Source organism: Methylobacterium iners, assembly GCF_022179305.1.
Lineage (GTDB): Bacteria > Pseudomonadota > Alphaproteobacteria > Rhizobiales > Beijerinckiaceae > Methylobacterium > Methylobacterium iners.
In genome coordinates this window covers 157,210-169,889 of the sequence record NZ_BPQP01000016.1, presented here as the reverse complement: position 1 = coordinate 169,889, position 12,680 = coordinate 157,210, and the positions used below count along the sequence as shown (strand labels likewise).

Sequence of the window (12,680 nt, the reverse complement as noted above, 5' to 3'; positions counted from 1 at the left end):
CCCGGAATGACGGCGTTTGGTGTCCTGCTTGATCGTCCACCGCTTTTGCTGCCAGGCGTTTACCCGAGTTCGCAGCCCTTCCCGCCATTTCCGGCGGGTGACAGGCGGGAGCGGCTTTTGTAAGCACGGCCGGACCCGCCTCCGACCGGAACAACCCATGGCCCACGACGACCTCGCCCGCACCATCGAGACCGCCTGGGAGGACCGCGCGGCGATCGACACCGCGACACGCGGCCCCGTCCGCGAGGCGGTGGACGAGGCCCTGTCGCTCCTCGATTCGGGCGCGGCCCGGGTCGCCGAGAAGGTCGACGGCGCGTGGCAGGTCCATCAATGGCTCAAGAAGGCGGTGCTGCTCTCCTTCCGCCTCAACGACATGGCGCCCATCGCCGGCGGCCCCGGCGGGGCCTCCTGGTGGGACAAGGTGCCCTCGAAGTTCGAGGGCTGGGGCGAGGCCCGCTTTCGCGAGGCCGGCCTGCGGGCCGTGCCCGGCGCCGTCGCCCGCCGCTCGGCCTACATCGCCAAGAACGTCGTGCTGATGCCCTCCTTCGTGAATCTCGGCGCCTATGTCGACGAGGGCACGATGGTCGACACCTGGGCGAGCGTCGGCTCCTGCGCGCAGATCGGCAAGCACGTGCACCTGTCGGGCGGCGTCGGCATCGGCGGGGTGCTGGAGCCGATGCAGGCCAACCCGACCATCATCGAGGACAATTGCTTCATCGGCGCCCGCTCCGAGGTCGTCGAGGGCGTGATCGTCGGCGAGGGCAGCGTGCTCTCGATGGGCGTCTATATCGGCGCCTCGACCCGGATCGTGGACCGGACCACCGGCGAGGTCCTCTACGGCCGCGTGCCGCCCTACTCGGTGGTGGTCTCGGGCACCATGCCGGGCAAGGCCCTGCCCGACGGCTCGCCCGGCCCCAGCCTCTACTGCGCGGTCATCGTCAAGCGGGTGGATGCCGGCACGCGGGCCAAGACCGCGATCAACGACCTGCTGCGGACCTGAGGCGCCGAAGACGGCGATCCGCCGCATAGGCGGGACACCGGGTTCGCGCTTTGCATGCGCGACATCCATCGCGGTCGCCCCGGGAGGCAGCTTTCATGATCGAGCCTGCGCGCGCAACCCGCACCCTCGCCCTCCCGCTCGGCGGGCGGATGGTCGAGATGCCCTGCGACGTCGTGGGGAGCGGTGCGGACGCCCTGCTGCTGCCGGCCCTATCCTCGATCTCGGCCCGATCCGAGATGCGGCCGCTGGCCAGGGATCTCGGCCAGGATTACCGCTGCCTGATCCCGGACTGGCCCGGCTTCGGCAACCAGGCCCGCGCGCCGGTCGCGATGCATCCCGATACGATGCACGGCTTCCTCGACACCTTCCTCGCGGCCGAGCCCGGCCCCTACGACCTCGGGATCGCCGCCGGCCATGCCGCCGCCTACCTCGTCGCGGCCGCCCGCCGCCATCCCGGCGCCTTCCGGCGCCTCGTCCTCGTCGCCCCGACCTGGCGCGGCCCGCTGCCGACCATGATGGGTCCGGAACGCGGCGGCCTGTTCCGCTTCCTGCGCCGGGCGGTCGAGGTGCCGCTGCTGGGCGATGCGCTCTACCGCATCAACATCTCGCCGCCGGTGATCGGCCGGATGATGCGCGCCCACGTCTATGCCGATCCGGAGCACGTGACGCCGGGAATCATCGCCGACAAGCACGCGATCACCCGCCAGATCGGCGGACGCTTCGGCACGGCGGCGTTCGTGACCGGCGGCCTCGATCCGGTCGCCACGCGCGAGGCCTTCCTCGCCCTGTTCAAGGACGGCGGCCTGCCCCCGATCCGCATGCTGCGCCCCGAGCGGGCGCCCCGCCGTTCCGGCGCCGAGATGGATGCTCTCTTCGCCACCGGCCTCGTCGCGAAGACCGTGGTGCCCGGCGCGCTGAGCCCCCACGAGGAGTACCCGGGCGAGGTCGCCGCCGCGATCCGGGCGGGGCGATAGGGCAAGACATCCCTTGCCAAGACCTTTGTTATTCCGGGGCGCCCCCCGGATCTGGCCTTCGGCCAGTCCGAGGACAGGCTCCGGCGAGCCCGGAATCCAGAGCCGCCGACAGTGCTTCAGCTTGCGGCCTCAGCGGCTCTGGGTCCCGGGCCCTGCTTCGCAGTCCCGGGATGACAAGCGAAGGTGACAGAAGGGCCTCCTGACGACGATCGCCACGAGGTAGAGAACTGCGCTCGTGCGCGTGCAGCGGACCGACCACGTCTCATGTGCCCGCCCCCGGCACGGCCCGGTCGATCACCCGCCCCCAATCCGGCTCGCCCGTGATCCGTCCCTCCTCCGCGATCACCCGGCCGCGCAGGATCGTCATCACCGGCCAGCCCGTCACCGTGAACCCCTCCCAGGGCGTGTAGTCGGCGCCGTGATGGAGCCGCTCCTGGCGGATCGTCTCGCGGCGGTTCGGGTCCCAGAGGGTGAGGTCCGCGTCGAAGCCGGGGCCGATCGAGCCCTTTCGGGGGTAGAGCCCGTATAGCCGGGCGTGATTCGTGGCGGTGAGCGCCACGAAGCGGTTCAGCGAGATCCGTCCCGTCGAGACGCCTTCCGAGAACAGGATCGGCAGCCGGGTCTCGATGCCGGGGATGCCGTTCGGGATCCAGCGGAAGGACTCCTTCGCCCGCGGGTTCCGCTTGCCCTTGGCATCCGCGTAGCGGAACGGGCAATGGTCCGAGGAGACCACCTCGAACACGCCCGTCTCGATGCCGCGCCAGATCGCGGCCTGGCTCTCCGCGTCGCGGGGTGGCGGCGAGCAGACGTAGCGGGCGCCCTCCATGCCATCGTCGCCCAGGCCCTTCAGGTCCTCGGCGGTCAGCGTCAGGTATTGCGGGCAGGTCTCGGCGTGGATCTTCAGGCCCCGCGCTCGCGCCCAGGCCACCTGCTCCATCGCCTCGCGGCCCGACACGTGGACGATCACGATGGGCAGGTCGACGAGCTCGGCATGGGCGATGGCCCGGTGCGCCGCCTCGCGCTCGACGACCTCGGGGCGCGACAGGGCGTGGCCGTAGGGCGCCTTCGTGCCCGCCCGCTCCAGCCGCTCGGTCATGTAGCGGATGGCGTCGTAGCCCTCGGCATGGACCATGGCGCGGGCGCCCAGGCGCCGGGCGAGGTCGAACACGTCGAGGATCTGGCGGTCGTTCAGGACGAGGTCGTCGTAGGTCATGAAGACCTTGAACGAGGTGTAGCCCTCGGCCACCAGCGCCGGCAGCTCCTGTCCGAGCACCGCCGGATTCGGGTCGGAGACGATCATGTGGATCGCCACGTCGACGTGGCATTGGCCCTCCGCCAGCGCCCGGTAGGCGGTGACCGCCTCGCGCAAGGAGCGGCCGCGCGGCTGCAGCGCGAAGGGCATCACGCAGGTGTTGCCGCCGGCCGCCGCGGCCCGGGTCGCGGAGGCGAAATCGTCGGCCATCACCACGTCCGGCCCGGAGGCCTGCGCGATGTGGACGTGGCTGTCGATGCCGCCGGGCAGGACGAGGAGCCCGCCCGCGTCGATGCTGCGGGCCGCAGGGCCCACCCGCTCGGCCACCGACACGATGCGGCCGTCGCGGATGCCGATCTCGGCGCGCATCGTGTCGGCGGCGGTCACCACCGTGCCGCCGCGGATGGCGAGGTCGAACTCTTGCATGCTGCGTTCCCTCCGTTGCGGGCGCTTGGACGCAAGGCGCGTGCGTGGCATCCCGGCAATCAGGCTCCGGCATCAGGAATTTCGCGCATGACGCCCCCACGGCACAATCTCCGGGTCGACGGCTCCCGGCTCTGGGCGACGATCCACGAGACGGCGGCCTTCGGCGGGACGCCGGCCGGCGGCATCAACCGGCTGACCCTGTCCCGCGAGGACGGCGCGGTGCGCGACTGGTTTCGCGACGCCTGCCTCGCGGCCGGGCTGGAGGTCGGCACCGACGCGCTGGGCACGCAATTCGCCCTGCGGCCCGGGCGCGACGGGGCCCGCCCGCCGATCGCCTTCGGCTCCCACCTCGACACCCAGCCGACGGGCGGCCGCTTCGACGGCGTGCTCGGGGTGCTGGCCGGCCTCGAGGTGATGCGCAGCCTCAACGATGCCGGGATCGAGACGGAGGCGCCGCTGCTCCTCGTCAACTGGACGAACGAGGAGGGCTCGCGCTTCGCCCCCGCGATGATGGCCTCGGCCGCCCATGCCGGCGAATTCACCACCGCGGACATCCTGTCCCGCCGCGATGCCGCCGGGATCAGCGTCGCCGAGGCACTGGCCGAGATCGGCTATGCCGGCGAGGAGCCGGTCGGCGCGCGGGCGATCGGCGCCTTCGTCGAGCTGCATATCGAGCAGGGGCCCATCCTGGAGGCGGAGGCGCTGACCATCGGCGTGGTCGAGGGCGGGCAGGGCATCGCCTGGTTCGACGGCACGCTCACCGGCTTCGAGAGCCATGCCGGCACGACGCCGATGAACCGCCGCCGCGACGCGCTTCTCGGCCTCGCCGAGCTCGCGCTCGCGGCCGAGCGGATCGCACTGGCCCACGCGCCTTCCGCGGTGATCACGATCGGCGAGGCGGTGATCGCCGCGCCCTCGCGCAACGTGGTGCCGGGCACCGTCCGCTTCACGATCGACCTGCGCGACCCGCAGGCCGCGACGCTCGACGCGGCGGAAGCCGAACTCCGCGCGGCTCTCGGCGAGATCGCGGGGCGACGGCGGCTCGAGGCGGAGCTGACCCGGATCTGGCGCAAGGCGCCGGTCCCCTTCGATCCTCGGCTCGTCGACGCCGTCGAGACGGCGGCCGGCGCGCTCGGCCACCCGCATCGCCGGATCATCTCGGGCGCCGGCCACGATGCCTGCAACCTCGCCGGGATCGCCCCCGCGGCGATGATCTTCGTGCCCTGCCGCGACGGGATCAGCCACAACGAGACGGAATCGGCGACCCCGGAGGATTGCACCGCGGGCGCCGACGTCCTGCTCCATACGGTGCTGGCGCTGGCGAACGGGCCCAAGTCCGAATAGCGGCGCGGTTTCTCAGGCCGCCTTCAGCGTCCGAGGCGTGTCGGCGAGAGCCTCGTTCATTCGGGTTCGCCAGCGGGCACGACGTCGGAGTTGCGCGTGGTATCGGGCATGGGCTTCTGTCCCCTCCCGACCGCGCGAGCGGCCCGTTCCTAAGCGACCTCGGCAGTCTTGACCCGCGAGTAATCGTGGGTCGCCTCGGCCTGAGACAGATCCCGCGCGTTCTGCAAGTTCAGCCAAAACTGCGCCGTCGTACCGAAGCGACGGCCGAGACGAATCGCGGTGTCGGCCGACATATCGCGCCGCTGCCTGATGATCTCGGTCAGCCGATTGGGCGGCACGCCAATTTCCTCTGCGAGCTTCGTGGCGCTGAGGCCAAGGGGGACCAGGAACTCCTCCTTCAGAACCTCGCCGGGATGTGTGCGAATACGGGGCATGTGCCTCTCCGAAAAGCGTCGAAAAGCTCTGGTCATTCAGTGATAATCGACGATCTCGACTCCTTCCGGACCTTTCTCGCCCCAGCTGAAGCAGATGCGCCACTGGTCATTGATCCGGATGCTCCATTGTCCGTCGCGATCGCCGCTCAGCTTCTCCAGCCGGTTGCCGGGCGGGCTGCGAAGGTCCCCCGGCTCGACGGCAGCGTCGATCATGTCGAGCTTGCGGATCGCCACGCTTTCAAACGCCGCCCAGCGCCGATGGCACCTGCCGTCCCTATGAAGGGCCTCCGTATGTTTGGTGCCGAAGGACTGGATCATGATCCAATGTTACGTGTAGCGTAACACGTAACATTCCCATCCTTACACGCAAGCCTGACAAGGATATCTCGAACCTCGCTCTCCCCGCGCGGACGTGAGACAAAGCTCCCTGCCATGCTGCCCGTCCGAACCCTCCCCGCCGCCCTCGCCCGCCGCGACATCCATTACGGATGGGTCGTCGCCGGCGTCACCTTCCTGACCATGCTGGTGACGGCGGGTGCCGTCGGCGCGCCGGGCGTGCTCATCCTGCCGCTGCAGCGGGAGTTCGGATGGGACACCGCGACGATCTCCTCGGCGCTCGCCATCCGCTTCGTGCTGTTCGGGCTGATGGGGCCCTTCGCGGCCGCCCTGATGAACCGCTACGGTCCGCGCCGGATCGTGCTCTGCGCGCTCGCCCTGATTGCGGGCGGGCTGCTCGCCTCGCTGGGCATGACGGAGATCTGGCAGCTCGTCATGCTCTGGGGCGTGGTGGTGGGGATCGGCACCGGGCTCACCGCGCTGGTGATCGGCGCCACGGTGGCGACGCGCTGGTTCGCGAAGAGCCGCGGCCTCGTGGTCGGGCTCCTCACCGCGAGCTCGGCCACGGGTCAGCTCATCGTGCTGCCGTTGCTCGCCGCCCTCACCGAGAGCCTGGGCTGGCGCGCCTCGCTCCTCGTGATCTGCGGCCTGTTGCTGGCCGCGGCGCTGGCCGTGCTCGCCCTGATGCGCGACCGGCCTGAGGATGTCGGGCTCCGCGCCTACGGTGAGACCGGGCCTGCCCCCTCCCCTTCCTCACCCGTGCCGAGCCCGACCGGCGCCATCGCCGCGCTGCGGGTGGCCGGGCGCACGGGCGTGTTCTGGGTGCTGTTCGGGACCTTCTTCGTCTGCGGCGCCAGCACCAACGGCCTGATCCAGACCCATTTCATCCCGCTCTGCGCCGATTACGGCACCAGCCCGATCCAGGGGGCGGGCGTGCTCGCGGCGATGGGGCTGTTCGACTTCATCGGCACCGTCGCCTCCGGCTGGCTCTCGGACCGCTACGACAACCGCTGGCTCCTGTTCTGGTATTACGGGCTGCGCGGGCTCTCGCTGATGTTCCTGCCCTTCTCCGCCTTCTCCTTCGTGAGCCTGTCGCTGTTCGCCGTGTTCTACGGGCTCGACTGGATCGCGACGGTGCCGCCGACGGTGCGCCTCACCGCGGCGCGGTTCGGGCGGGAGCAGGCGAACCTCGTCTTCGGCTGGATCTTCGCCGGCCACCAGCTCGGCGCGGCAGCGATCGCCTACGGCGCCGGCCTGTCGCGGACCGCGCTCGAGAGCTACCTGCCCGCCTTCTTCATCGCCGGGGCGCTCTGCCTCATCGCGGCGGGGGCGATCCTGACCTCATCGGACCCGGCCCGGACGCGCCCGACCGGCGCGGCGGTGCCGGCCTGAACCCATATCGGTGATGGCTTCGCCCGCTCATGCATCGTCGCTGTGCCCCGGGCGGTGCGGCGGGCTCCCTCTGCTCCTGGGCAGGGCGATGGCAGATGAGCATCGCCGTCTGAAGCGACGGAAGCGGCGCAGTTGCGGCCGAACCATCCCCGTTTGTCATCCCGGGTCGCCCCCGGATCTGGCCTTCGGCCAATCCGAGGACAGGCTCCGCGGAGCCCGGGATCCAGAGCCGCTGACACCTCTCAAGCTTGCCGCGTCGGCGGTTCTGGGTTCCGGGCTCGCCTGCGGCGCCCCGGAATGACAAAGGTGTTTAAAGAACCCTATCTGCGATCGCCCTGCCTTCCAGGAGAGGGAACCCACGGTTCGATCGATCGGCGATCCTACCCGATGGCGAGTCGTGTGCGCGGCCCGAGCCGGCGCAGGAGCCGGGCGAGGTCCGCCCGCTTCAGCGCGACGCAGCCCTCCGTCGGAGCGTAGCCCGGCCGCGCGACGTGCAGGAAGATCGCCGAGCCCCATCCGCGGCGGATGGGACCCCGATTGTAGTCGAGGTCGATCACGAGGTCGTAGAGCCCGTCCTCGCGCCATAGCCGCTCGGCGCTGATGCCGGGCGCCGGCAGGGTGATCGGGCGGTTGTAGCGGCGGTCGCCGGCGTCGTCGCACCAGCCGTCGCCGGGCTGGGTCGGACGCAGGGGCAGCGCGGTGGCGGGCCGCGTCCCGAACTTGTCGGGCCGGTAGGCGCCGCCCCGCAGGCGGAAGCGCCCGCGCGGCGAGGCGCCGTCGCCCTCGCGCTTCACCTGGGTCAGGCCGGATCGGCCTAGGGCGCAGGCGATGACGCTCCCGCCAACGATGAGCTGGCCGCGCGTGCGGTCGGTCACGAGGGGCCGCACGCGCAGGAGCGCGAGGTTGGTCTGCCTCTTGGCCGTCTTGCTCTTGGCCGTCTTGCTCCTGGCCCCCTTGCTCGCGGCCGCCTTGCCGGATCGCACGGATCGCTTCACCATGTTCTCCGTTCCCGGCCGACCGCCGAAACTTTCATCACACGCTGATCGTAGGATGAGCGGCCCATCGTGCTGCATAAGCGTGAGCGAGCGGATATTCCATTGAACGAAATGCGCTACCTTGGGCTGCGGAGATCGGGGTGCTGCGGGGGCGACAGGACCCGACGATTCGACGCCCGGGGATTTCCGCGCCCCGATCGTGGCCGACGCCGCGATGTGGCGTCCGGATGCCGGTCAGCGTAAGAGATCCTCAGACATGCCGAATGCCTACCGCCTTCTCGTCTGCGACGACGACGTCTCCCTGCGCGACACCCTCGTCGAGCAGCTCGACCTCTACGACGAGTTCATCGTGGTGAGCGAGGGCGATGCCAAGGGCGCGATCAATCGCGTCGCCGACGAGCGCATCGACCTCGCCGTGATGGATCTCGGCCTGCCCGACATGGACGGCCGCGAGGCGGTGCGGGCGATGCGCCGCAACGGCTACCGCGGCCCCGTCATCCTGCTCACCGCGCACGTGTCCGAGGAGGACACCGTCGAGGGCCTGGAGGCGGGCGCCAACGACTACGTCACCAAGCCCTTCAAGTTCGCGGTGCTGCTCGCCCGCATCCGAGCCCATCTGCGCAGCCACGAGGCGAGCGAGGACGCCGTCTTCCAGATCGGCCCCTACACCTTCCGCCCCGGCGCCAAGCTGCTGGTGGGCGCGCGCGGCTCGAAGCTGAAGCTCACCGAGAAGGAGACCGCGATCCTGCGCTTCCTCTACCGGGCCGGCCGCGAGGTCGTGGGCCGCGACACCCTGCTCGCCGAGGTCTGGGGCTACAACGCGCAGGTCACCACCCACACCCTCGAAACGCACATCTACCGGCTGCGCCAGAAGATCGAGCCGAACCCGGCGCTGGCCGCCATCCTCGTCACCGAAGCCGGCGGCTACAAGCTGCTGCCCTAAGGCCAAGGTCTCTGTCGCATTTGTCTGGTAGATCTTCTCTCGGCAGGGATAAGGAGGGCGGATTTGGCACTGGACGACGACATCGCGATCCTGTCCGCCGCGCCGCTCTTCGCGTTCATGAGCCGCGACGCCCTGCGCCTGCTCTCCTTCGCGGCCGAGCGGCGGAGCCTGGCCGCGGGCGACCGGCTGTTTACCCGGGGCGAGCGCAGCGACGGCGGCTTCGTGGTGCTCTCCGGCACGATCGAACTGGCGCCGCGCGTCCCCGGCGCCGCGCCCGTGCAGGCGGGGCGTTCGGCGTTGATCGGCCGGCACGCCCTGTTCCTGCGCGGCGAGCGCCCGACCGATGCGGTAGCGAGCACGCCGGCCGAGGTCCTGCGCATCACGCCGACCCTGATGCGCCGCGTGCTGGAAGAGTTTCCCGATGCCGCCCAGGCCGTCTACGACAACCTCTCCGACGACCTGATGGAATTGATGGGCGGGCTGGACTGCGTCCGCCACGCGTTCGAGGCGGCTTGAGATACGGTTGTTGTCCCGCCCCGCCTGTCATCCCGGGGCGCCGCAGGCGAGCCCGGGACCCAGAGCCGCCTACATTAGTCCAGCTTGCCGCGTCAGCGGCTCTGGGTTCCGGGCTCTGCTGCGCAGCCCCGGAATGACAATCGTTGCTGTGGGACCGGAAGGTGGAAGGTTCCTAGCGAATCACCACATCGTAGAGGTCGGACCAGTCCGGATTGGCTTCCTCAATCAGCCGGATCTTCCAATCGCGCCGCCATTTCTTCAGGCTCTTTTCACGCGCGAGCGCTTCGTTGATGTCCTCGTAGCCCTCGTACCAGACGAGCCGCGTCACGTCGTGATTCGAGGTGAAACCGATCACCGCCTTGCTTCTGTGTTCATGGACGCGCCGTGCCAAATCGTTCGTTACGCCGATGTAGAGCGTGCCATGCCGACGGCTCGCCAGCATGTAGACGTGGTACGTCATCGGTGCTTCAAACCCAGCTTGTCATTCCGGGACTGCGCAGCAGGGCCCGGAACCCAGAACCGCTGACAGCGCTTCAGCTTGCCACGTCGGCGGCTCTGGGTTCCGGGCTCGCCTGCGGCGCCCCGGAATGACAAAGGGTGGAGCTTCGCGAACGGTGGACCTGATAGGCCGCGAAGGGAGGAGGCGCACCCTCCCCTGCATCGCCTCAAACCCCCAGCGACACCTTGAATCTGCGGCAAAGCCCGTCGAGCTCGTCCGCCGTCTCGTAGCGGATGCGGATCTCGCCGGGGCCGCCATTGGCCGCGCGCAGCGAGACGGGAACGCCGAGCGCCCGGGCCATGGCCTGTTCGAGGTTGCGGGTCTCCGGGCTGCGCGCCTTGCCGCGCGCACGCGCGGCCCGGGGCGTCTCTGCCTCCGGCGTCGCGACCAGGGCCTCGACGTCGCGGACCGACAGGCCCTCCGCCACGATCCGGCGGGAGACCGCCTCGGGGTCCTTGACCGAGAGCAGCGCGCGGGCGTGGCCCGCGGTGATCTCGCCCGCCGCCACCCGCTCCTGGATGCCGCTCGGCAATTGCAGCAGGCGCAGGGTGTTGGCGAGGTGGCTGCGGCTCTTGCCGAGGATCTCGGCGAGTTCGCCTTGCGTGTAGCGAAACTCGTTCATCAACCGCTCGTAGCCGGCCGCCTCCTCGATGGCGTTGAGGTCCGCCCGCTGCACGTTCTCCAGGATCGCGTATTCGAGCGAGGTGCGGTCGTCAATCTCGACCACCACCACGGGCACCTCGGTCAGGCCCGCCCGCTGCGCGGCGCGCCAACGGCGCTCGCCCGCCACGATTTCGTAGGTGTCCGGCACGCCGGCAAGCGCCCGCACGACCATGGGCTGGATGATCCCGCGCAGGCGGATCGAGGTGGCGAGTTCCTCGAGCTCCGGGTCGGCGAAGCGCCGGCGTGGGTTGCGCGGGTTCGGCCGCAGGAACTCCACGGCGACCTTGCGCTGGGGCTTGTTGGCCCCGCCCGCGTCGTCGCCGAAATCGCCGATCAGAGCCGCGAGGCCGCGTCCCAGCCGGGGCCGCACCACATCGTCTGCCATCGCCACTCGCTTCGCTCCGTTTACGCGACTGAATACAAGATACTTACGCGGCCTGAGGCAGCCGGCCCTCGCGCTGGATGATCTCCGAGGCGAGCCGCAGATAGGCCTGGGATCCGGCGCATTTCAGGTCGTAGAGCAGCACCGGCTTGCCGTGGGAGGGTGCCTCCGAGACGCGGACGTTGCGCGGGATCATGGTCTCGTAGACCTTCTCGCCCATGAAGCCGCGCACGTCGGCCACGACCTGCGCCGAGAGGTTGTTGCGGGGGTCGAACATCGTCAGCACGACGCCCTGGATGGAGAGGCGCGGGTTGAGCGCGCCCCGCACCTGCTCGACGGTGCGCAGGAGCTGGCTCAGGCCTTCGAGCGCGAAGAACTCGCATTGCAGCGGCACCAGGACGGCATCGGCGGCGGCGAGTGCGTTGATGGTGAGGAGGTTGAGCGAGGGCGGGCAATCGATGAGGACGTAGGTGACGCCCTCCGTCGTGCCGGTCTCCGTCAGCCCCTGCATAGCGCCGCGCAGCCGGTGCGCCCGGTCGGGCAGGCTCGCCATCTCCATCTCGAGCCCGAGGAGGTCCATGGTCGAGGGCGCGCAGAGCAGGCGCGGCACAGCGGTCGGTACCGAGGCCTGAGACAGGGAGGCCTCGCCGGCAAGCACGTGATAGGTCGAGATCTTCCGCGTGCGACGGTCGATGCCGAGACCCGTGGAGGCGTTGCCCTGCGGGTCGAGGTCGATCACGAGCACGCGCTCGCCGATCGCGGCCAGCGCGGTGCCGAGATTGATCGCCGTCGTGGTCTTGCCGACGCCGCCCTTCTGGTTGGCGAGGGCCAGCACCCTCAAGGATCGCTCCGGCTTCGCGCCGGCGGGAGAGCTAGGATGGCTTGTCATGGATCCACGCGGGAGAGGGCCGTGACGCGGACGAGACGCGCCTCCGATTCGGTTCGGCTCGGCACGAGTTCGTAGGTGAATCTCCACTCTCGCGCGGCCTCGGTCAATTCCACTTCGACCTCCCGCCCCTTCGGAAACAGGCCCGTGGTGCCGGTTGTCAACAATGGTTCGGTCCAGGCGAGCAACTGGTGAAGCGGAGCGAGCGCTCGGGCGCAGACCACCGCGACGCCGCGATGCTCGGCCACCACCGACTCGATACGCGCGTTGTGAACGCGCGCCGGGGCTTTCGTAAGGCGGGCCGTCTCGGTGAGAAAGGCGCATTTGCGCGCATTGCTTTCCACCAGATCGACCCGAAAGCCGGGACGCTCCCGGCCCGCAATGGCGAGGACGAGGCCGGGGATGCCGGCACCCGAGCCGAGATCGAGCCAGGTCTCCGCCTCCGGCGCAAGGTCGAGGAGTTGGAAGGAATCGGCGATGTGTCGGGTCCAGACCTCGGCGAGGGTGGCAGGTCCGACGAGGTTCTTCACGCTCTGCCAGCGCCGCAGCTGCTGGACGTAGATGTCCAGAACCGCCGATGTTTCACGTGAAACATTCAGGTCTGAGAGCACGCGCGCGCGGTCGTCCGGGGCGGCCAT

14 protein-coding genes are annotated in these 12,680 nt (G+C 70.0%); 6 read left to right on the top strand and 8 right to left on the bottom strand.

The features are described 5' to 3' along the window. Positions 1 to 157: 157 nt before the first annotated feature. Both dapD and MFF55_RS05755 read left to right on the top strand, forming a co-directional pair. The gene (dapD, locus tag MFF55_RS05760) at positions 158 to 1,000 is read left to right on the top strand and encodes a 2,3,4,5-tetrahydropyridine-2,6-dicarboxylate N-succinyltransferase (RefSeq protein ID WP_238243125.1); all 843 of its coding nucleotides are present in this window, start codon (positions 158 to 160) and stop codon (positions 998 to 1,000) included. A gap of 95 nt (positions 1,001 to 1,095) precedes the next feature. After that, positions 1,096 to 1,974 (top strand): alpha/beta fold hydrolase, encoded by an 879-nt coding sequence (locus MFF55_RS05755; RefSeq protein WP_238243124.1) that lies wholly within the window; start codon positions 1,096 to 1,098, stop codon positions 1,972 to 1,974. A 262-nt stretch (positions 1,975 to 2,236) separates the two neighbouring features. On the opposite strand, the gene hydA is transcribed toward MFF55_RS05755, so the two are convergent. After that, complete coding sequence (hydA, locus tag MFF55_RS05750; RefSeq protein ID WP_238243123.1) at positions 2,237 to 3,652, bottom strand: dihydropyrimidinase; 1,416 nt, start codon at positions 3,650 to 3,652, stop codon at positions 2,237 to 2,239. An 87-nt stretch (positions 3,653 to 3,739) separates the two neighbouring features. Between hydA and MFF55_RS05745 the strand changes: the two genes are divergently transcribed. Then, positions 3,740 to 4,996, top strand: coding sequence for a Zn-dependent hydrolase (locus tag MFF55_RS05745; RefSeq protein WP_238243122.1), 1,257 nt, complete (start codon positions 3,740 to 3,742; stop codon positions 4,994 to 4,996). Positions 4,997 to 5,145: 149 nt separating this feature from the next. Here the strand turns inward: MFF55_RS05745 and MFF55_RS05740 are convergent, their stop codons facing one another. Beyond that, positions 5,146 to 5,430, bottom strand: coding sequence for a HigA family addiction module antitoxin (locus MFF55_RS05740; RefSeq protein ID WP_238243121.1), 285 nt, complete (start codon positions 5,428 to 5,430; stop codon positions 5,146 to 5,148). 36 nt (positions 5,431 to 5,466) lie between these two features. After that, positions 5,467 to 5,748, bottom strand: coding sequence for a type II toxin-antitoxin system RelE/ParE family toxin (locus MFF55_RS05735; RefSeq protein ID WP_238243120.1), 282 nt, complete (start codon positions 5,746 to 5,748; stop codon positions 5,467 to 5,469). A 114-nt stretch (positions 5,749 to 5,862) separates the two neighbouring features. On the opposite strand from MFF55_RS05735, the gene MFF55_RS05730 reads away from it, so the two are divergent. After that, positions 5,863 to 7,158 carry an MFS transporter gene (locus MFF55_RS05730; protein ID WP_238243119.1) on the top strand — a complete coding sequence of 432 codons (1,296 nt, stop codon included), beginning with the start codon at positions 5,863 to 5,865 and terminating at the stop codon, positions 7,156 to 7,158. 380 nt (positions 7,159 to 7,538) lie between these two features. On the opposite strand, the gene MFF55_RS05725 is transcribed toward MFF55_RS05730, so the two are convergent. After that, entirely contained in the window at positions 7,539 to 8,156 is a 618-nt protein-coding gene (locus MFF55_RS05725) for a L,D-transpeptidase family protein (RefSeq protein WP_238243118.1), read from the bottom strand. Between the two features lie 253 nt (positions 8,157 to 8,409). Here MFF55_RS05725 and MFF55_RS05720 point away from each other — a divergent pair, with 253 nt between their 5' ends. Then, complete coding sequence (locus tag MFF55_RS05720) at positions 8,410 to 9,096, top strand: response regulator transcription factor (RefSeq protein WP_238243117.1); 687 nt, start codon at positions 8,410 to 8,412, stop codon at positions 9,094 to 9,096. 63 nt (positions 9,097 to 9,159) lie between these two features. Beyond that, on the top strand, positions 9,160 to 9,612 hold the full coding sequence (locus MFF55_RS05715) for a cyclic nucleotide-binding domain-containing protein (RefSeq protein ID WP_238243116.1): 453 nt from the start codon (positions 9,160 to 9,162) through the stop codon (positions 9,610 to 9,612). 172 nt (positions 9,613 to 9,784) lie between these two features. On the opposite strand, the gene MFF55_RS05710 is transcribed toward MFF55_RS05715, so the two are convergent. The 4 genes from MFF55_RS05710 to rsmG all read right to left on the bottom strand — a co-directional run bounded on the left by MFF55_RS05710 (position 9,785) and on the right by rsmG (position 12,680). Beyond that, entirely contained in the window at positions 9,785 to 10,072 is a 288-nt protein-coding gene (locus tag MFF55_RS05710) for a GIY-YIG nuclease family protein (RefSeq protein WP_238243115.1), read from the bottom strand. Between the two features lie 205 nt (positions 10,073 to 10,277). Next, positions 10,278 to 11,159 carry a ParB/RepB/Spo0J family partition protein gene (locus MFF55_RS05705; protein ID WP_238243114.1) on the bottom strand — a complete coding sequence of 294 codons (882 nt, stop codon included), beginning with the start codon at positions 11,157 to 11,159 and terminating at the stop codon, positions 10,278 to 10,280. Positions 11,160 to 11,202: 43 nt separating this feature from the next. Next, complete coding sequence (locus tag MFF55_RS05700) at positions 11,203 to 12,045, bottom strand: ParA family protein (RefSeq protein WP_238243113.1); 843 nt, start codon at positions 12,043 to 12,045, stop codon at positions 11,203 to 11,205. Then, on the bottom strand, positions 12,042 to 12,680 hold the full coding sequence (rsmG, locus tag MFF55_RS05695) for a 16S rRNA (guanine(527)-N(7))-methyltransferase RsmG (protein WP_238243112.1): 639 nt from the start codon (positions 12,678 to 12,680) through the stop codon (positions 12,042 to 12,044). Before rsmG ends, MFF55_RS05700 begins: the two co-directional genes overlap by 4 nt.

Excerpts from the sequence above, each read along its gene's own strand:
- dapD (WP_238243125.1), top strand. The coding sequence starts at position 158 with ATGGCCCACGACGACCTCGCCCGCACCATCGAGACCGCCTGGGAGGAC.
- MFF55_RS05755 (WP_238243124.1), top strand. The coding sequence starts at position 1,096 with ATGATCGAGCCTGCGCGCGCAACCCGCACCCTCGCCCTCCCGCTCGGC.
- hydA (WP_238243123.1), bottom strand. The coding sequence starts at position 3,652 with ATGCAAGAGTTCGACCTCGCCATCCGCGGCGGCACGGTGGTGACCGCC.
- MFF55_RS05745 (WP_238243122.1), top strand. The coding sequence starts at position 3,740 with ATGACGCCCCCACGGCACAATCTCCGGGTCGACGGCTCCCGGCTCTGG.
- MFF55_RS05740 (WP_238243121.1), bottom strand. The coding sequence starts at position 5,430 with ATGCCCCGTATTCGCACACATCCCGGCGAGGTTCTGAAGGAGGAGTTC.
- MFF55_RS05735 (WP_238243120.1), bottom strand. The coding sequence starts at position 5,748 with ATGATCCAGTCCTTCGGCACCAAACATACGGAGGCCCTTCATAGGGAC.
- MFF55_RS05730 (WP_238243119.1), top strand. The coding sequence starts at position 5,863 with ATGCTGCCCGTCCGAACCCTCCCCGCCGCCCTCGCCCGCCGCGACATC.
- MFF55_RS05725 (WP_238243118.1), bottom strand. The coding sequence starts at position 8,156 with ATGGTGAAGCGATCCGTGCGATCCGGCAAGGCGGCCGCGAGCAAGGGG.
- MFF55_RS05720 (WP_238243117.1), top strand. The coding sequence starts at position 8,410 with ATGCCGAATGCCTACCGCCTTCTCGTCTGCGACGACGACGTCTCCCTG.
- MFF55_RS05710 (WP_238243115.1), bottom strand. The coding sequence starts at position 10,072 with ATGACGTACCACGTCTACATGCTGGCGAGCCGTCGGCATGGCACGCTC.
- MFF55_RS05705 (WP_238243114.1), bottom strand. The coding sequence starts at position 11,159 with ATGGCAGACGATGTGGTGCGGCCCCGGCTGGGACGCGGCCTCGCGGCT.
- MFF55_RS05700 (WP_238243113.1), bottom strand. The coding sequence starts at position 12,045 with ATGACAAGCCATCCTAGCTCTCCCGCCGGCGCGAAGCCGGAGCGATCC.
- rsmG (WP_238243112.1), bottom strand. The coding sequence starts at position 12,680 with ATGGCCGCCCCGGACGACCGCGCGCGCGTGCTCTCAGACCTGAATGTT.